The following is a 17,770-nucleotide window of genomic DNA, read 5'->3' on the forward strand; positions in this document are numbered from 1 at the left end:
AAACGATGATAAAAAAGAAAAAGAAATATTTTTTTTAAACATAATTTTTATTTTTCTATTCATTCTATTTATTTTTATGCCGGTAATTTTACCTAAAACTTATTTTACGGCTATTGTCTTTAATATAAGTTTTTATATAATCTTTCACATAATAAGTTTTGCCTTATATTCTTTTTATTATAAAGAGGATGAGGCAAATATAAAAAAACTTATAACCGGTGTAAAAGAAAATCTTATTTCAGCTTTAATTATATCTGCAATAAAATTATCGATAATATCAGTACTGATTTTTTTATTAAGATATTTTTTAAAGCTAAAAACTATTATGGGATATTTTTTTTCAGTACTCATTCTTTTTATTTTTTTTATTTTTGAGCTTTCTCTTTTTTGGTATCCGGCCATAATCACTTTTCAAAAGAAAAATAAAGGAATAATCTGCAACTTAAAAAAATCCTTTTATCTTTTTTTTGAAAATTCTTTTTTTACATATAAGATAGTATTCTTCAGTACCCTAAAATTACTTATTTCATTCCCTGCCCTATTTATATTTCCGGGAATTACGGGAATTATATTTTACATAGCAGAAAATTATAAACTGATAAATTATAAACCAACAATGGAGGAAAATAAATGAAAAGAAGTTCAGGTATTATTTTACATCCTACCTCGTTACCTAATGATGAAGGCATAGGGACAATCGGTAAAGAAGCTTTTGCCTTTATAGATTGGTTAAAAAAAACAAGAACGGGAGTTTGGCAGATGCTTCCGATTGGCCCCACAGGTTATGGCGACTCACCCTATGCTTCTTTTTCGGCCTTTGCAGGAAACCCCTATCTTATAAGTCTTCAAGATCTTTGTGAAAAAGGCTTTTTAGAAAAAAAAGATTTTGACGAATACAAAAAAATCGTACAAGAAAACACTGATCCTAAAAGAGCGGATTTCGGTTTAATCCATTACCATAAAACAAAAATGTTAAAAAAAGCGGCAGCATTTTTATTGCACAAAACGGAAAGAGACTCATCTTTAAAAGAAAAACTTGAAAATTTCTATCAAGAAGAAAGTTTTTGGCTGTACGGATATGCAGCCTTTATGACAATTAAAGAAGACTATGAAGAAAAAGCAAATAAAGAAAATTTAGTGCAAGGAATCTGGAATGAAGTTTGGCCCAAGGAACTTGCCTTAAATAAAGAAAACGAAGTAAAAGCATTTTTAAGCAAACACTCCGAAGAATATAAGGCCCAAAAGATTATACAGTTTTTCTTTTTTTCGCAATGGAAAAAATTAAAAGATTATGCTGAAAAAAACGGCATACAACTTATAGGAGATATTCCGATATTTACAGCAATGGATTCAGCCGATATTTGGCAAAACCAAAGTTTATTTTTACTGGACAAAGAAGCTAAACCTAAAGCCGTCGCCGGTGTGCCTCCCGACTTTTTTAGCCCTACGGGACAGCTTTGGGGTAACCCTCTTTATGACTGGGCTAAGATGAAAAAAGACGGCTACCTATGGTGGAAGGCCCGCATAAGACATACCCTAAAACTATTCGACATAATACGCCTCGACCATTTTAGAGGCTTTGAAGCCTTTTGGTCTATCCCCCGAGGTGCAAAAACTGCTCAAGAAGGAAAATGGGTGAAAGGCCCTGACCATAATTTTTTTGAAGAAATACAAAAGGATCTGATTTCATTGGATGAAAAATACAGGATAGAGCTTCCAATACTAACTGAAGATCTGGGAATTATAACGCCTGAGGTTGCCAGACTCAGAGATGATTTTAATTTTCCGACGATGAAGATATTGCAATTTGCCTTTGACTTAAACGAATTTAAATCGGAAAATATGATTAACCCTTATCTGCCTCATAACCACAAAAAAAACTGTGCCGTATATACCGGCTCCCACGACAACGACACAATCATGGGCTGTCTTGAAAATTCTTCCGATGAGATGCTAAAATTTATTTACACCTATCTTTACGGAAAAAAAGAGGATGAAAGGATTTGCTCCATTTTAAACACTTATGAATTTAAAAAAGAATTAGCCTCCGAAATAATCCGAAAAGCTTTTTCTTCCGTAGCGGATTTTGCAGCCGTACAGATGCAGGATCTTTTGTTTTTAAATTCGGAAGCAAGAATGAATGAACCTTCAACAGTCGGAAGAAACTGGCAATGGAGGGTAACCGGCTCTTATGAAAACTGCGAGATGACCGAAAAATTGAAGCTTTGGAATATCTTGTACAATAGGGTATAAAAAATTACCCCCTGTACAATAGTTTAAATTTTTTGTATATTAGTCATTGTGAACGAAAAAATTTTAGGAGCTTACATGAACTTTATAAATGAAAAAAATGAAGAGAAAAAAAATAAAACAAATGATGACGATGCTTTGATGCAAAAATTTCTTAATACACGCCAAATTATTTTGGCAGGAGAAATCAACAAGGAGCTTTCCGAAAAAATAGTACGCCAGCTTTTACTCATGGAATCATTGTCGGCAACAAAGCCTATTTATATTTATATAGATTCCCCCGGAGGAGATGCCGATGCAGGCTTTGCAATCTTCGATATGATAAGATTTATAAAGGCTCCCGTTTACACAATAGGTATGGGACTCGTTGCCAGCGCAGCCTCTATCATTCTTCTTGCGGCAAGTAAGGAACGCCGCTTCGGTATGCCTAACAGCCACTACCTTATCCACCAGCCGCTTTCCGGCATAAAAGGTGTCGCAACCGAAATTGAAATCCATGCCAAAGAACTTGAAAAAATGAGAATAAAAATAAATAAACTCATTGCAGAAGAAACGGGCACGGACGAAAAAAAAGTTGCAAAGGATACGGATAGGGATTGTTGGCTCAATGCCGAAGAATCTTTAGAATACGGACTTATCTCAAAAATAGCGAAAAGCCGAAAAGACATCCCTGAAAAATAAGAACTAAAACTTTAAAAAAAAGAAAATCGAATAAAGCCCAAACATAAAAATCTCGGATGCATACATCAGCTGTATGCATCTTTTTATATCCTCATCTTCAATTTCAAAAACTTCATCCCCTATAAAAGGTTTTTCGACAAGAACTCCGCCGTAATAGTTCGGGCCGCCCAGTTTCAGACCTAAAAGACCTGAGGCAGCACTTTCAGGATGAGCTGAATTGGGACTGGAATGTTTTCTGCAATCCCTACGCCAAATCTTAAAACCTCTTTTTATTATAGCCAGTTTTGACATTATTTTATTTGTTTTTTGCGAACCTTTTTGTGCCCGTCTTCCAAGTTTACAAAAAAAAGAACCTGCAAGAATGAGCAAGGCAGAAAGGCGGGCAGGAACATAGTTTACAATATCGTCGACCTTTGCCGGAAAAAATCCCAAGTCGGCATATTTTTCATTTTTATAGCCGAGCATAGAATCCATAGTGTTTACAGCCTTATAAGCTATCCCTCCAGCAGGACCTAAAAGCATCATAAAAAACAATGGAGCTATAACCCCGTCACTTGTATTCTCGGCTATGGTTTCAACACAGGCACGGCTCACTCCTTTTTCATCCAAAGACTCGGTATCCCTGCCTACAATATTTGCAATCTGCTTTCTTCCCTCTTCAAGGCTTACCTGCAAAGCCTTAAAAACTTTTATAGATTCTTTTTGAAGACAGCGGGCTGCAAGGCAGGTATAGCTGATCCATACTGAAAAAATAAAGTATAAAACCTTGTAAGGATATAATAATTTTAAAAAGAAAAAGACAAGACAAAAGCTGAAAATAATATTGAAAACAACAATTAAAAAACCGGCAAACTTTAAACCTCGCGGAGAACTAAAACAAAACCTAGCAAGGACTTCTTCTTTTTTTATAAGACTTCCTATAAATTTTACGGGATGAGGAAAAGAATAAGGGTCGCCTAAAATAAAATCAAGAATGATTGCAGACAATAAAATAAAAAAATTAATGTGTGAAAAAACAAAATCGGAAAGGCTTAAAAAATTAAAATTCATTTTGACGATAGATTTTAATCTAATAATAGAACTAATCTAAAACAAAACCGTCCGGCCTTTTATAAAGCCAAGACGGTTTTTCACTAAACAAAAAGCTTATTTTTCTTCAAGGTATGAAGCTTGAATCCAACCTTTCTTTTGTTTGTTTTGTACATAGTACCATTCGGTTTGAGAACCATCACCATCAACAATTACAACTTTTTTTGAAGCATGAAGAACGGTATCGGCTTTTACGGATGCCAAAACTCTCAGGTTCCCTTCTGAAGACGGAATACTCAAAAGTTCTACATCTTCTTTTGCCGTAAATTTCTTTTCTACTTTTTCGGATTCAAGTTTCTTTAAAAAAGCAGCCTCCGCATCCAGTACTTGAGCAAGATTTTGTAAAATTGCTATATCATCACTATAGTGCGAATTCATTTCAATAGCGTTTTGAAACAGTTCTGCCCTGCTTGTTTCACTTTGAGTTTCCATTGCAATTTGAGCAAGAACCATTGCTGCCACATTTTCTTTTTGAAATTCGACAGTATCTCTTTTAGCATACTTTTCTTTTACGATCCACGAAGTTACCAGTTCAGGGCAATAAGCTGCAATCTTTACAAATTTCTGATTAGAGCTGTTTAAACTATCTTTATAAACGGCAACAATAAAATACTGAGGTATGATTTCATCCGTAACCGCCGTTAAAGAATCCGATTTGTATAAAACCGTATCTGCAGAAGAAATAAATCCTGCAACCGTATTAGGCTCATAACAATAGTCTTGAATCCAATATTCCTTATCTTTTAAAGAAATATGGAAGAATCCCCGCTTTTGTCCGTCAGTTCTTTGCGCTTCCTTTTTTTCGCCAAGGTAAATAGCAACATCTCCCAACGAAGCTTCTGCAGCCCATTTCATTTTACCGTCATCCGTTTCGGTATAGAGTCCTGCACGGTGCACATAGATAACTCCGTCTGCATTTACCTCAGCCATCGATTCTTTAGGAGAATCTTTTTCCATTGAATCCATGGATTCAGGTTTTGCAGGCTCGGATTTTGCAGTTACGTCTTCCTTTGTACAAGAAGCAAAGGCAAATAACAAGACACACAACAGTAAAACAGGCTTTCTAACAAAATTTACTTTCATAAGCAACTCCTTATTTTTTATGTTATTTTATATTTAATAATTCAAGTTCAAAAACCAAGTAAGCGTTTGGAGGAATAACACCTCCGGCACCGGCTTCACCGTAAGCAAGGTGAGGAGGAATAATGATAATTCGTTTTTCACCCAAAGTCATTTTTGCCGCTTGAGAATCAAAGCCCTGAATAACTCGGCCTACCCCCACAGGAAAATCTAAAGGTTTATGCATATCCGAATCATCAAAGACCTTTCCGTTTTCCAAAAGGGAGCCTTTGTATTTCATTGTTAAGGTTTGACCTTGTTTAGGAGTATCTCCCTTACCTTGTTTTATAACAAAGGAATATACACCGTCATCATCAAGTTTTGCAGGAGAATATTTCGTTTTAATCAAACCTTCCATTTTTTTTGCAACAGCCTCTGCTCTGCGCTTTTCACTTTCTTTTGAATCTGAAAGGTATTTATAAAAGGCCTCTTGATCGGTTTTAAAAGCCTTTGCTTCATTTCCTGTTCTTATAATTTTAACGGTTTTAATTTTATCGCCCTGCTGAATTGCATCTACAACATTTTGGCCTTCAACAACCCGCCCGAAAACCGTGTGCTTACCGTCAAGCCAAGGAGTTTCAACATGGGTAATAAAAAATTGAGAACCGTTAGTACCGGGACCTGCATTAGCCATTGACAAAACACCGGGACCGTCATGCTTTAAATTCTCTACAATCTCATCGGGAAATTTATAGCCGGGGCCGCCCGAACCTGTACCTGTAGGATCGCCGCCTTGAATCATAAAATCAGCTATTACCCTATGAAAGGTGAGTCCGTCATAAAAAGGTTTTTCCTTTGCGGCATCAAGAATTCCTTCAGCTAATCCTACAAAATTACATACCGTTAAAGGGGTATCCTTGTAAAAAAGCTTTAAGACAATCAAACCTTTATCGGTATCGATAGCAGCATAGAGCCCATCTTCTTTTAAAGCTTCTATATTTTTTAAATTGCTCATTTTTTTATCTCCTTTTTCCAAGCCGGAATTTGTTATTATAATAGCAGCAGTTCCTGCAACTAAAATCATAAACGCAATAGCAATAATCATGATCCATAATTTTTTCATTTTCATCATTCTGTCTTCTCACTATTTTTTTTAGCACTATATTCGATACCTTGTTCGGCACATTTATATTCATCCAAAAACCAATTATATACGGCAGTCAACCGTGAAGAAAAAGCTCTTTTTACCCTGCCGCCTATAAAAGGAAATGTAGGAAATTTAGCAGTACTTGAACAATGGATTAAAATATAATCATCCAAATCATACACGGATATAGATAAGATCATTGCTTCAGGCTGAAGGGCAATAAGACTCATATCGGGATGTGTAATCTTCTGTTTATTCACGCATATCATACCAATATTATTACCGCTTTTAAAATAACTGTATTTATAAATAAAATCTCCGAATGTAGCATCTACTTGACGGGCAAGGATTTGCAAGCCGTCAACTTCTTCATTCAAAGGGTCATCTATCCGTTCATAAACAAAACCGTCCGAAGTTTTTACCTCTTTTACTGCATGAGATGTCAAATAAAGAGGCCTCATTTCTTGATAGCTGTTTGAAAAATATTCAATACCCTCAAGGCCGGAAATATGACGCATTATTTTAGAAATATCAGGATTATTCGGCCCCTCTTTTTTATACAAAGAGATGAATTCTCCTAAAAACGCAGGTTTTTTTTTCTCCAATAATGGAGACATTTTTTCCGAAAGGGCCGAAACAGGCATCATTTCGGGTTTCATATTTGATGCCCCGTATTTTAGTTTAAGTATTTCTTTTTTTTGAACAAGCTCGGCTGCTATCTTGGGATCAAGAATCTCCGCAAGCCTCTGCTCAATACTACGGCTTGAAAGATTATCGTTTGCAAAAATTGAAAACAGGCAGACCGCAAAAAATATTAACAACATTTTAATCTTTTTCATAAAATCTCCAATAAAATTGATTTACCTCGAAGAGGCTTCCTCAATGAGGAGGATTCTTCGAGGCCTGAGCCCGCCTGTTACATTTATATACCTTTGTAGAACACACGAACCTGTTTATATAAACCACTGCCTTCGCTTTTGGTTTCAATATCATTTACGGCATTTAAGGTTGTATGAATAATTCTGCGCTCATAAGGATTAAGAGGTTCCAAAAGCTGTGACTTCTTTGTCATACGTACCTTATCGGCGACATCATAGGCCATTCGGACAAGAAGTTCTTCTCTTCTCATTCTATAACTTTCACAATCCACAGATACCCGTGTATAAGCATGGCCTATGGTGCCGGCATATACATTTGCCAGAAGCTGAATAGCATCTAAATTTTTACCTTTTTTGCCTATCAGCATTGCAGCATCCTTAGAGTTAATTCTATAAGAAAAATGTTTTTTATCGCAAGCAATTAATGACACAGAGCAATCATAGCCTATTTTTTCAATCATAGTCTGAATAAAAATTCTTGTTTTTTCTGAGCCTTCTGAAATTTCCTCAGAAGTTCTTACATCCGGCTCTTCTTCAAACTTTTCGACTTCCGAATCTTCCTCTACATTGTTATGCGCATTATTCTTTAACGATTCATCAACATGCACTCTTATCCTCGCATACCCTTTTTTAAACAAGGAATTTTTTTGAATTTCCAAAATTTCAACATCAAACTGATCTTTTTCAAGACCGAGTTCAGCTACTGCAATATCAATAGCATCCCGTTCTGTTTTTCCTTCAAATTCATATATCATATCTATTCTCCCATAATAAAATTATTCTTTATTCTTCATCGACTTATTGATTATAATCTGCTGTAAAAGCATCAATATATTGGAAAATGTCCAGAACAATAAAAGTCCCGAAGGTGCATTATAAAAAAGGAAGAAAAAGAAAACCGGCATAAAATACAGCATTATCTTCATAGAAGGATTTTGCTGAGACTGACCCGGAGTCTGCGTCAGCTTACTATGCAAAAGCTGAGAAACGGTATAAATGATAGGAAGCAATCTTAAATCCGTCCAATTTAAAAATGGAATAGTGAAACCGAATTTCAAAACACTATCACCCACCGACAGATCAGGAATCCAGCCGGGAATAAAACTTGCTCCTCGGAATTCGAAATAATTATTAAATAATCCGAACATAGCAAACAAAAACGGAAGCTGAATAAGCAAAGGCAAACAACCCGATGCAGGATTATAACCGGCTTCTTTATAAAATTTAACCATTTCTGCATTAAGTTTTTGAGGATTATTTTTATACTTTTGCTGAAGCTCATTAATCTGAGGCTGAAGTTCCTGCATCCTCTTTGTGGCCTTAGAACTTTTTTGGGTAAGCGGGAAAAAGATTACACGCATTAAAAGAGTAAGTAAAAGAAGGGCTACACCCCAGTTAGGAACAATTTTATATAAAAGCTCCATAATAAATTTTAAAATTTTTTCCAATGGGGCTAAAAAGCCGCTTGAAGCAGCAAGGCTGTCTATTCGTAGATTTTCATAACCGTAATTATTGGCTGCCGCAGAATTATAAGAGTTTAATATCTTTTCGGAACTAGGCCCTATGTAAACTCTATATTGGTCATAAGCTGCATTTCCTACAATAGGCTGTCTTGAAATAAAAAATTGAGAATTGTGAAGTTTTGCTCCTTCTTCCTTCAAGCCGGAAAAAAACATTTTTTGAATAGGGTCTTTGGGTACAACGATAAAAGAAAAGTACTTACCTGAAACGCTTACCCAAGAAGCTAAATCGTTTACAGTCTTCGTTTTTCCGTCTGTAATACTTCGATCTTCTTTTTTCTTTTCATTTGCAAAATATGAAAGGGCTCTGTATTCGTATTTATCGTTTGCTTTATCCCATTCAGGACCGATCTGAGGAGCACTGCGTAAAGTATAAGCGCTATCACCGAAAGAAATCCCCTTCATTCCTTCTTTTCCGTCAATTGCGATTTCAAGGGTAAACATATAATCGCCCGGAATAAAGATATAGCGTTTTGCAAGAGTAAAAACGGTTTCCGAACCGTCCATATTTTTTAGCTTTATATCCCGATAAAAGCCTATCTGCTTTCTTCCGTCGGAAAGATTTTCTTCTTTTACATTAAAAAGTAAATCAACAGCTTGAGCATCGGGGCCTCCGAAAGCTAAAGAAAGAGCTCTGTTCTTTTCGGTAACATTTTCTATCATTTCAACACGCTCATCACTTTTTGCTGAAGCATGTTCCTTTAATTTATAAGAAATAATATCTCCGCCCTTGTTTGTAAAAACAGCACGGATAATATCGGTCTCAATAACGTAGGTTTGTTCTCTTGAAGGATAATCCGAATCTGCAACAGCCTCAATCATCAAATTTGAAATTTGGTTTGAAGAAGTTTGAACGGCATTTTCAGATGGACTCGGATTTTGCCCCTGAGCCTGAGCAACAGGTTTTTGGGGAACATTATATTCGGTAGGGAAGTATTTTTGCTGGATATACAGCCACCCTCCGAAAACAAGCATTGACAGCACAACGGCCAAAACAGTATTTTTTTTCAATTGTAACTCCAATAAAAACTTTTTGCAGCAAATATTAATTTGCAAAAAAAGTTTTTTCAAGTAGTTTTGCTTTTGCAAAACTACATACAATAATGCGATGTTTTGTGCTTTGCACAAAACTCGAAGATAAACAGTGAGGCAGTATTTCTGCCGAGCTGTTTATCATAACTCTTATAGGTTAATCATTTTAGGGAACAGGATCGTATCCTCCTTTACAAAAAGGATTACACCTCAAAATCCTAAGCAAAGCCATACCGCTTCCCTTAAACGGGCCGTATTTTTTTATGCTTTCGATAGCATATTGCGAACAAGTGGGTTCATACCTGCAGCTAGGCGGAAAATGAGGAGAAACAGCCTTTTGATAAAAGATTATACAAGCACATAAAAAACTTACTAAAAGTTTTCTCATAAAGCCTCATCATTATACATTTTCGCTTTTAAAAAGAGGGCGGTAAGTTGTTCTAAACGAAGAGAATAAGAATCCTTTTCTGAAAAAACCAGCAGGATAATGTCGTTTCCCGTTTTTAACCTATGTTTTATATGTCTATAGGCCTCTTTTGATATTCTCCGAGACCTGTTCCGCATCACTGCGGAACCGAAACCTCGCCGAAAAGTACATAAGAATCGATTGTACTCCAATCCATTAGGCAGGGTGAACAAACTAACTCCATTTAAGCTAAGTTTAAGGCCTTTTTTAAATACGGCCCTAATACATGATCGATCTCTTAACCGTTCTTCTCCGGAAAATGTAAAATTACTCACTCAAGAGAAGATTAGAACGGTTTTTTTTCGTCGGAAGCTGAAAGCTTGCGTCTGCCCTTTGCTCTGCGGCGGCTTAAAATAGCCCTTCCGCCCTTTGTCTTCATAAGTGCACGGAATCCGAAGCGTCGAACCCGCTTTGTTTTACTTGGTTGATATGTCCGTTTCATAAACTAGACTCCTTATATTATAGAACGGGAACCCCCGCTCAAAGATTTCACTATAAATCACGTTACGGATTGTAGATTATATCAATTAAGGGGATAAAAGTCAAGAGTTTTTAAACATATTGTTTTAAAACATTGTCTCAATAATTTTTTAAGGCTTAAGTTTATACACCCGTATTCTATTATCCAAAAAATCGGATAGAACTATTGTTTTACCGTCGGGTGAAACGTCCAAGCCCGTAGGCTGATTACCGGCTTCAATGCTTTCAATACGGGTAAAGGTTTTTGTATCGATTATATCAAGACGGCCGAATACATAACCAGCATATAAATACCCTTTATCGGGATTATTCGGCCCGCGGCATGAAACATAGAGAAGGGTTTTATCGGGTGAAAGCTGAATAGTATTCGGATTAAAAAACACCTTGATACTTGCAATAAGTTTATCTTCATCCATAGAATAAACTTCAACAATATTATTTTTCATATCGGAAACGTAGATGAGCTTACGGTCATAATCTGTAACGATGTGCCGCTTTGCCCCCTTTACCCCGCCTTCGTAAACGGTTTTATAATCGGCTAAAGATTTTTTTATAAGTTTACATTGGGAATTACCGGCAGAATCTTCAAATTGTGCACAATAGATAAATTTTCCGTCTTGAGAAAAGGCCATACCTCTCGGAACAGCCTTAGTTTTTATTTTACTTTCTTCTTTATAAGAAGAAGGATCTATAACGCTTATATCATGGGAAGTCCAATTACTCAAATAGACCTTATCAAGGCCGGCATTATAAGCCATGACCTTACTCCATGTACCTGTAGATTTTATAGTTCTTTTATACTCAAAAGATGTAAGATCAAAGATATGAATTGAGGCTGTGGGCATTTGGCTGACCCATAACTCGTTTTTATGCTTTAGCACTAAAGACTCTACAAAGCCGAACTTTTCGGCATATTCCTTTGGAGGAGAAATTCTTTTTGTGTCTCCGCTTTCTATATCTATTAGATCGAATCCCGACCCGTCAAGGAGAGCTGCTGCAACGGTTTTATCGTTTACAAAGGTTACGCTCTTAGGTTTTCTTCCTGTAGAAAAGACCTTAACTACATCATATTTTGAATCTATGGGAGAAAGAACAACAAAGACTTTTTTATTTTCTATCGATGTTAAATCTAAAATATGAGTGCGGAAGCCTTCTTTTTTTATCACAATGGAAGCAGTCCTATCTTTTAGATTAAAACTCAAATGCCCCAATGTTTTATCTGAAGATATGAGTTTAGGTTCAACTTTAAGTCCATCAGCAAAAAATTCCGCATTTTTATACGGTTGAAGATTAAGATCAAAAACAAATTCCGCAAAGAGCGATAGAGCCGAAAGAAAAAATAAAAATACAAGCAATCTTTTTTTCAGAAAACATAAAGAATTAACAGATAATTTCATAAATTTATTTTGCTTGTTTTACAAATACTTGTCAATAGGACGCTTGACATCTTTTTTCTTTTTTGATATATTATAATTATAATTTTGATGTATCAAAATAGGAGAATTATTATGAATATAAAAAAAATATTTGATTTAAAAATAGTAAGTCTTTTTTTATTATTGGGCTTAGTATTTTTTTCCTGCTCAAAACAAGAACAAAAAACGGATATATCTGAAACGGAAGGCAAAATAAAAGTTACGACAACAATCGGTATGATATCCGATATTGCAAAGATTATAGGGGGCAATGAGGTAGATGTGCACGCTCTTATGGGAGCGGGAGTAGACCCTCACCTTTACAGAGCGAGTGCAGGAGATATGGAAAAACTTCAAAATGCCGACATTATTTTTTACAATGGTCTTCATCTTGAAGCAAAAATGGGGGATGTTTTGAAAAAAATATCTTCTACCCGCAAAACAATAGCGGTGGCGGAAAACATACCAAAAGAATATCTGTTGCCATTTGAGGAAAACGAATTTGATCCTCATGTTTGGTTTGACGTAAAACTATGGAAATATGCAGCTGAATCGGTATATAAAACTCTAGCGGAATTTGCTCCGCAAAAAAAAGAAATCTTTAAAGAAAACTATGAGGCCTATCTTGCAAAACTTAATGAGCTCGATGAGTTTATCAAAAAGAGAGCGTCGGAAATTCCTCAAGAAAAAAGAGTTTTAGTTACGGCTCATGATGCCTTTAACTATTTTAGCAGAGCCTACGGTTTTGAAGTAAGAGGTTTGCAGGGAATAAGTACCGTAAGCGAGGCCGGGGCAAAAGATGTACACGACCTTGCAAATTTTATCACTGAAAGAAAACTTCCGGCTATTTTTGTAGAAAGTTCGGTTCCTGAAAAAAATGTAAAAGCCTTGCAGGAAGCCGTAAAAGCCAGAGGCTACAATGTTTCTATCGGAGGAGAGCTTTTTTCGGATGCTATGGGCGATGAAGGCAGTTTTGAAGGCACCTATATAGGAATGCTCACTCATAATATAAACACAATAATAGATGCTTTAAAAAAGTAAGTGCTTATTCCAAGAAGGATGATTTTATGAACACATGTTGTACAGAACATTCAAAAGAAAACTTAATTCCGGCTTTTTGTGTTGAAGACCTCACCCTAGCCTATCGAGAAAAGCCTGTACTCTGGGATATAGATGTATGCGTACCTCAAGGCGCCATGGAAGCTGTAGTCGGCCCAAACGGAGCCGGAAAATCGACACTTCTTAAAGCCATGATGGGCATCCTTCCTATAGCATCGGGAGAAATAAAAATTTTAGGAAAGTCCTATAAATCTCAAAGAAAAAGAATAGCTTACGTACCTCAGAGAAATTCGGTCGATTGGGACTTTCCTACTACAGTCTTAGATGTTGTTTTAATGGGATCGTACGGGAACTTAGGATGGATAAAAAGACCCGGCCAAAAAGAAAAAACGGAAGCTCTATCGGCATTGGAAAAGGTAGGCATGCTTGAATTTGCAAAACGGCAAATAAGCGAACTTTCAGGAGGTCAACAGCAAAGAGTCTTTTTGGCAAGAGCTCTTGTCCAAAATGCTGATCTTTATTTTATGGATGAACCCTTTCAAGGAGTTGATGCAGCAACCGAACAGGCTATCGTAAGACTTTTAAAAGAATTAAAAGCCGATGGAAAAACACTTTTAGTGGTTCATCATGATCTTCAAACCGTAAAAGATTACTTTGACAGAGTGCTCTTATTAAATGTAAGATTAATAGCTGAGGGAAGAGTTGAAGAAGTTTTTACCGAAGAAAATTTAAGAAAAACCTATGGAGGAAGAATAGCTTACAATTCTTAAAAAAAATGAATTATATAATAAATTTTTTTGCAGATTATACTTTAAGAAATGTGTTTTTGGGAACAATGCTTTTAGGAATAGGATCAGGGATTGTGGGAAGTTTTGCTGTTTTACGCAAACAAAGTTTACTCGGAGATGCGGTTGCACATGCTGCCCTTCCAGGAGTAGTAATAGCTTTTTTAATCACAGGTTCTAAAATGACTCTTCCCCTTTTAATAGGAGGAGGTCTTACCGGCCTTCTCGGAACGATTTTTATAAACAGCATCGTAAATAACTCAAAAGTTGACACAGATGCGGCTCAAGGCATTGTATTGGGTGTATTTTTAGGTTTAGGCTTCTTACTTTTAACCTATGTTCAAAAATTACCCGGGGCAGGAAAAAGCGGCCTTGACAAATTTATATTCGGTCAAGCAGCAACTATCACACAGCAAGATGTAATAATAATTTTTATAGTTGAAGTCTTTATTCTTATAAACATTATACTCTTCTGGAAAGAACTTAAAATATCTACTTTTGATTCTGAGTTTTCTCAATCAATAGGTTTTTCACCTAAAATAATAGAATTAGTTTTAACTGTTTTAATTGTAATTACAATAGTTATAGGAATACAATCGGTAGGTGTAATTCTTATGAGTGCTCTTTTACTTGCACCGGCAGCAGCTGCAAGACAGTGGACGGATAAATTAAGCGTTATGTGCATATTATCGGCTCTTTTTGGAGCTGCATCAGGAATGGGCGGAGCCGTAATTTCTTCGCAAGTTGTAAAAATGCCTACAGGTCCTATAATAGTTTGTTTTTTAACGGGCTTTACAATTATTTCAATCCTATTTAGCCCTCACAGAGGAATTATTCAGGCAAAAATAAAAAAACTTTATATTAAAAATAAAATGCTTAAAAAAATAAAAGAGGTAAAAAATTAAACTTTATGAATATGGAAATAATATTAATTGCAATTATTGTATCCGCTTCATGCGCCCTCTGCGGAGTATTTTTAGTTTTAAGAAAAATGTCGCTTATGAGCGATGCAATAAGTCATTCAATTTTAATAGGAATAGTATTAGGCTTTTTTATAAGCAAAAGTTTATCGTCAAGCATACCTTTAATAGGAGCCGTTATCGCGGGAATGGTCTCGGTTGTATTTACCGAAGCCTTACAAAAAACAAAACTTATAAAAAGCGATGCCGCCATAGGCCTTGTTTTTCCGTTTTTATTCGGTTTGGGAGTTATCTTGGTTTCAGTTTATGCGGGAAATATTCACTTGGATACTGATTCGGTTTTATTGGGAGAATTGGCCTTTGCGCCATTTGATAGAATAAATATTTTTAAAATTTCACTTCCGAAAAGTTTAGTTCAAATGGGCTGTATTCTCATATTCGATTTATTTTTTATCATACTATTTTTTAAAGAATTAAAACTGACAACCTTTGATCCCAATTTAGCAAAATCATTGGGCTTTAGGCCTGCAATCATGCATTATAGCTTAATGTTTGCAGTCAGTCTTACCTGTGTAGGAGCATTTGATTCTGTAGGGGCAGTTTTGGTTACAGCCCTTATGATTGCACCTGCCGCTGCAGCCTTACTATTGACAAATAGTCTTTTTTATATGATAATAATTTCAATCTTAATTGCTTCAGCAGCATCGATAAGCGGTTTCTACCTTGCGATAAAAATAGACGGGAGCATATCAGGCTCAATGGCATCTATGACAGGCTTGTTTTTTTTGCTTGTTTACTTATTTTCTCCTAAAGATGGATTGGTAAGACGCAGACTTGAGCAAAAAAAATTAAAAATAGATTTCGCCGTTAAAATGCTTATTGTTCATCTTTTACATCATCAAGGTGAAGAAAATATGGCCATAGAGTGCAGAGAAGAACATTTATGTGAACATATCAACTGGACACAAAAAAAAGCTCACAATACAGTACGGTTAGCAGAAAGATTAGGTTACATAAAAAAGAAAACGGTTTGCTTATTTTGTCTGGATTAGGGGAGAAAGAAGCTGAAAAGTCAATAACTAATATCTAATTGGAATGAAGATTAAGGAGGAATGGTGCAAGTCTCGCAAATTGCAACTGAAAATTATTTAAAATCCATTGTCAAATTTTTATCGGAAACCGATAAGGATTTAATCACTACCGGTGAACTTGCAAAACTACTGCATGTTACTCCTGGTACGGCTACATCTATGGCAAAAAAACTTGAAAAAGAAGGATACATAGAATATCAAAACCGAATAGGATGCAATCTAACCGAAAAAGGAAAAAAATACGGACTTAATATTTTAAGGCGGCATAGGCTAATTGAAACTTTTTTATTTCGAATACTAAAAATGAATTGGCAAGATATTCATAATGAAGCAGAAAATTTAGAACATGCCGCTTCGGATGTTTTAATAGACAAAATAGATGAATATTTAGAAAATCCTAAAAGAGACCCGCATGGATCAATAATTCCGGCAAAAAATCAGAGAGAGTATACATTTGCTGATTTAGCTATTGATAAAGCAAAATGCAAGATCAAATATTCCGTAGCAAGACTTACCGGCTCTGAAGCTCAGTTTGAATATTATAAAACAATAAATTTAAAATTAAATTCGAAAATCATACTGGAAAGCAAGAATGAAGAAAGCGGCTTAGCTGAAATTATTATAGATGGAAAAAGAATCTCATGTTCAACAATGATTTTAAAAAATATTTTCATCGAGGTGCCCCTGACGAAGCATTCTAATTAGTATTTATTTTAGTATTTTTTCTGCTGCTTTTTTTGCATTATAAAATTCTTCTTTATCAAATTTATATTTTTCAATAGGCTTACACGATTCGTCAATAATGCCCATTTTCATTTTTGTTTTTAAAATATTAAAAACAGCTGAATTGATACGTTTTTCAAAATCTTCATCCTGTTTTATTTTTTCTGAAACGGCTTGGACTAAATCTTTAAATTTAGGTTCGGAACACATTACCATATCACAACCCGCTTGTAAAGCTGAAATTACGTTATCTGAAGTTGAGCGTCCTTTTTCTTTAAGAGCTTTCATTGCCATATCGTCAGTAATAATTAAACCCTTAAATTTTAATTCATCACGTAAAAGTTTTTTTATTCCTTTTTTTGAAAAACAAAATGGAACTTGTTCTATAAAAGAAACTTCAGCATGAGAAATCAAAACAACTCCATCAGTATCATAAAGAATTTTTCTAAAAGGATTTATAAATTCTTTATAAAAAATATCTTCTGAAACATCAATAATACTTTTTGAAAGATGAGGATCGGTACCTGTACCCGGAAAATGTTTTACAGCAGACATTACGCCGCTTGTTTCCATTCCCGATATAAATATTTTGGCATATTTTACAAGAATATCTTCATTTATTGAAAATATACGGTCATTAAAAAAAGTTTTATTTTGTGATTGTATTTTTTCAACAATGGGAGCAAGATTTAAGTGTATTCCTAATAAAGATATTTGTTTTGCAGTATATTTATAAAGTAATAAAGCATCTTCTTCATTTAACGTATCCGCGACTTCTTTTGGTGAAGGAAGCGGTGAAGCTATTTTTTTTATTCGGTAAACACTGCCTCCCTCAAAGTCAGATGCAAAAAAAGGAGGGATAAACGTTTCCGATTTAGATAAACTTCGCATGGACTGCTTTACCGATTTTATATAAGAAGCACAAGCTTGAGGGGTATCTGAAAAATTATATCCGAATAAAATAAAGGCACCTGGAGTATATGAGCCGAAGTAAGAATTTAAATAAGATGGGAATACTTTTTTTCCTTCAATGCTCATCATTAAAACTTGAGCTGATTTTTCTTCAACACTCATTTTAGAAATGTAATAGTTAATATTTTCATCGTTAGCAAAAAGAGCTGTACAAACAAAAGAACAATATAAAAAAACGGTAAGAAAACGTTTCATAAATGATT

General features: G+C 35.2%; 19 protein-coding genes. 8 read left to right on the plus strand and 11 right to left on the minus strand.

Annotated elements, in window-relative coordinates:
• The first annotated feature begins 76 nt into the window (after nt 1-76).
• The 3 genes from JO40_RS12520 (at nt 77) to JO40_RS12530 (ending at nt 2,931) form a co-directional block, all read left to right on the plus strand.
• Nucleotides 77-634, plus strand: a complete 558-nt coding sequence (locus JO40_RS12520; RefSeq protein WP_245608918.1) for a hypothetical protein — start codon at nt 77-79, stop codon at nt 632-634.
• A complete protein-coding gene (gene malQ / locus JO40_RS12525) occupies nt 631-2,253 on the plus strand; it encodes a 4-alpha-glucanotransferase (protein WP_044979592.1) in 1,623 nt (540 codons plus the stop codon). Before JO40_RS12520 ends, malQ begins: the two co-directional genes overlap by 4 nt.
• Before the next feature lie 75 nt (nt 2,254-2,328).
• Entirely contained in the window at nt 2,329-2,931 is a 603-nt protein-coding gene (locus tag JO40_RS12530) for an ATP-dependent Clp protease proteolytic subunit (RefSeq protein ID WP_044979593.1), read from the plus strand.
• 3 nt (nt 2,932-2,934) lie between these two features.
• Here the strand turns inward: JO40_RS12530 and cbiB are convergent, their stop codons facing one another.
• From cbiB to JO40_RS12580, 10 genes are all read right to left on the minus strand, one after another.
• Nucleotides 2,935-3,981, minus strand: coding sequence for an adenosylcobinamide-phosphate synthase CbiB (gene cbiB / locus JO40_RS12535; protein ID WP_049992373.1), 1,047 nt, complete (start codon nt 3,979-3,981; stop codon nt 2,935-2,937).
• Nucleotides 3,982-4,077: 96 nt separating this feature from the next.
• On the minus strand, nt 4,078-5,103 hold the full coding sequence (locus JO40_RS12540) for an SH3 domain-containing protein (protein WP_044979594.1): 1,026 nt from the start codon (nt 5,101-5,103) through the stop codon (nt 4,078-4,080).
• 22 nt (nt 5,104-5,125) lie between these two features.
• Complete coding sequence (locus JO40_RS12545; RefSeq protein WP_084224567.1) at nt 5,126-6,202, minus strand: peptidylprolyl isomerase; 1,077 nt, start codon at nt 6,200-6,202, stop codon at nt 5,126-5,128.
• A gap of 5 nt (nt 6,203-6,207) precedes the next feature.
• Nucleotides 6,208-7,065 carry a DUF6675 family protein gene (locus JO40_RS12550; RefSeq protein ID WP_044979595.1) on the minus strand — a complete coding sequence of 286 codons (858 nt, stop codon included), beginning with the start codon at nt 7,063-7,065 and terminating at the stop codon, nt 6,208-6,210.
• An 83-nt stretch (nt 7,066-7,148) separates the two neighbouring features.
• Entirely contained in the window at nt 7,149-7,859 is a 711-nt protein-coding gene (gene jag, locus JO40_RS12555) for an RNA-binding cell elongation regulator Jag/EloR (RefSeq protein WP_044979596.1), read from the minus strand.
• 21 nt (nt 7,860-7,880) lie between these two features.
• A complete protein-coding gene (yidC, locus tag JO40_RS12560; RefSeq protein ID WP_044979597.1) occupies nt 7,881-9,635 on the minus strand; it encodes a membrane protein insertase YidC in 1,755 nt (584 codons plus the stop codon).
• A gap of 187 nt (nt 9,636-9,822) precedes the next feature.
• The gene (gene yidD / locus JO40_RS12565) at nt 9,823-10,044 is read right to left on the minus strand and encodes a membrane protein insertion efficiency factor YidD (protein WP_044979598.1); all 222 of its coding nucleotides are present in this window, start codon (nt 10,042-10,044) and stop codon (nt 9,823-9,825) included.
• Nucleotides 10,041-10,397 (minus strand): ribonuclease P protein component, encoded by a 357-nt coding sequence (gene rnpA / locus JO40_RS12570; RefSeq protein WP_044979599.1) that lies wholly within the window; start codon nt 10,395-10,397, stop codon nt 10,041-10,043. Before rnpA ends, yidD begins: the two co-directional genes overlap by 4 nt.
• Nucleotides 10,398-10,408: 11 nt before the next feature.
• Entirely contained in the window at nt 10,409-10,564 is a 156-nt protein-coding gene (gene rpmH / locus JO40_RS12575) for a 50S ribosomal protein L34 (protein ID WP_044979600.1), read from the minus strand.
• 148 nt (nt 10,565-10,712) lie between these two features.
• Complete coding sequence (locus tag JO40_RS12580) at nt 10,713-11,969, minus strand: beta-propeller fold lactonase family protein (RefSeq protein WP_049992385.1); 1,257 nt, start codon at nt 11,967-11,969, stop codon at nt 10,713-10,715.
• 141 nt (nt 11,970-12,110) lie between these two features.
• On the opposite strand from JO40_RS12580, the gene JO40_RS12585 reads away from it, so the two are divergent.
• The 5 genes from JO40_RS12585 to JO40_RS12605 are packed head-to-tail and all read left to right on the plus strand — an operon-like array spanning nt 12,111 to nt 16,577.
• Entirely contained in the window at nt 12,111-13,058 is a 948-nt protein-coding gene (locus JO40_RS12585; RefSeq protein ID WP_044979602.1) for a metal ABC transporter solute-binding protein, Zn/Mn family, read from the plus strand.
• 26 nt (nt 13,059-13,084) lie between these two features.
• Nucleotides 13,085-13,846, plus strand: a complete 762-nt coding sequence (locus JO40_RS12590) for a metal ABC transporter ATP-binding protein (protein ID WP_044979603.1) — start codon at nt 13,085-13,087, stop codon at nt 13,844-13,846.
• Nucleotides 13,847-13,851: 5 nt separating this feature from the next.
• The gene (gene troC, locus JO40_RS12595; RefSeq protein WP_044979604.1) at nt 13,852-14,766 is read left to right on the plus strand and encodes a transition metal ABC transporter permease subunit TroC; all 915 of its coding nucleotides are present in this window, start codon (nt 13,852-13,854) and stop codon (nt 14,764-14,766) included.
• Between the two features lie 11 nt (nt 14,767-14,777).
• A complete protein-coding gene (locus tag JO40_RS12600; RefSeq protein WP_276324841.1) occupies nt 14,778-15,833 on the plus strand; it encodes a metal ABC transporter permease in 1,056 nt (351 codons plus the stop codon).
• A 60-nt stretch (nt 15,834-15,893) separates the two neighbouring features.
• Nucleotides 15,894-16,577: a metal-dependent transcriptional regulator gene (locus tag JO40_RS12605; RefSeq protein WP_044979606.1), complete on the plus strand. Its 684-nt coding sequence runs from the start codon at nt 15,894-15,896 to the stop codon at nt 16,575-16,577.
• A gap of 3 nt (nt 16,578-16,580) precedes the next feature.
• Here JO40_RS12605 and JO40_RS12610 read toward each other — a convergent pair whose 3' ends face one another.
• A complete protein-coding gene (locus JO40_RS12610) occupies nt 16,581-17,762 on the minus strand; it encodes a glycoside hydrolase family 3 N-terminal domain-containing protein (protein ID WP_044979607.1) in 1,182 nt (393 codons plus the stop codon).
• Nucleotides 17,763-17,770: the final 8 nt, after the last annotated feature.

This window comes from Treponema putidum (assembly GCF_000755145.1).
Classification (GTDB): domain Bacteria; phylum Spirochaetota; class Spirochaetia; order Treponematales; family Treponemataceae; genus Treponema_B; species Treponema_B putidum.

Bases quoted from the DNA above. Each gene is read 5' to 3' on its own strand.
- jag (WP_044979596.1), bottom strand. From the start codon at position 7,859: ATGATATATGAATTTGAAGGAAAAACAGAACGGGATGCTATTGATATT.
- JO40_RS12585 (WP_044979602.1), top strand. From the start codon at position 12,111: ATGAATATAAAAAAAATATTTGATTTAAAAATAGTAAGTCTTTTTTTA.
- JO40_RS12540 (WP_044979594.1), bottom strand. From the start codon at position 5,103: ATGAAAGTAAATTTTGTTAGAAAGCCTGTTTTACTGTTGTGTGTCTTG.
- cbiB (WP_049992373.1), bottom strand. From the start codon at position 3,981: ATGAATTTTAATTTTTTAAGCCTTTCCGATTTTGTTTTTTCACACATT.
- JO40_RS12600 (WP_276324841.1), top strand. From the start codon at position 14,778: ATGGAAATAATATTAATTGCAATTATTGTATCCGCTTCATGCGCCCTC.
- JO40_RS12545 (WP_084224567.1), bottom strand. From the start codon at position 6,202: ATGAAAAAATTATGGATCATGATTATTGCTATTGCGTTTATGATTTTA.
- JO40_RS12605 (WP_044979606.1), top strand. From the start codon at position 15,894: ATGGTGCAAGTCTCGCAAATTGCAACTGAAAATTATTTAAAATCCATT.
- JO40_RS12610 (WP_044979607.1), bottom strand. From the start codon at position 17,762: ATGAAACGTTTTCTTACCGTTTTTTTATATTGTTCTTTTGTTTGTACA.
- JO40_RS12530 (WP_044979593.1), top strand. From the start codon at position 2,329: ATGAACTTTATAAATGAAAAAAATGAAGAGAAAAAAAATAAAACAAAT.
- JO40_RS12550 (WP_044979595.1), bottom strand. From the start codon at position 7,065: ATGAAAAAGATTAAAATGTTGTTAATATTTTTTGCGGTCTGCCTGTTT.
- yidD (WP_044979598.1), bottom strand. From the start codon at position 10,044: ATGAGAAAACTTTTAGTAAGTTTTTTATGTGCTTGTATAATCTTTTAT.
- JO40_RS12520 (WP_245608918.1), top strand. From the start codon at position 77: ATGCCGGTAATTTTACCTAAAACTTATTTTACGGCTATTGTCTTTAAT.
- troC (WP_044979604.1), top strand. From the start codon at position 13,852: ATGAATTATATAATAAATTTTTTTGCAGATTATACTTTAAGAAATGTG.
- rpmH (WP_044979600.1), bottom strand. From the start codon at position 10,564: ATGAAACGGACATATCAACCAAGTAAAACAAAGCGGGTTCGACGCTTC.
- JO40_RS12590 (WP_044979603.1), top strand. From the start codon at position 13,085: ATGAACACATGTTGTACAGAACATTCAAAAGAAAACTTAATTCCGGCT.
- malQ (WP_044979592.1), top strand. From the start codon at position 631: ATGAAAAGAAGTTCAGGTATTATTTTACATCCTACCTCGTTACCTAAT.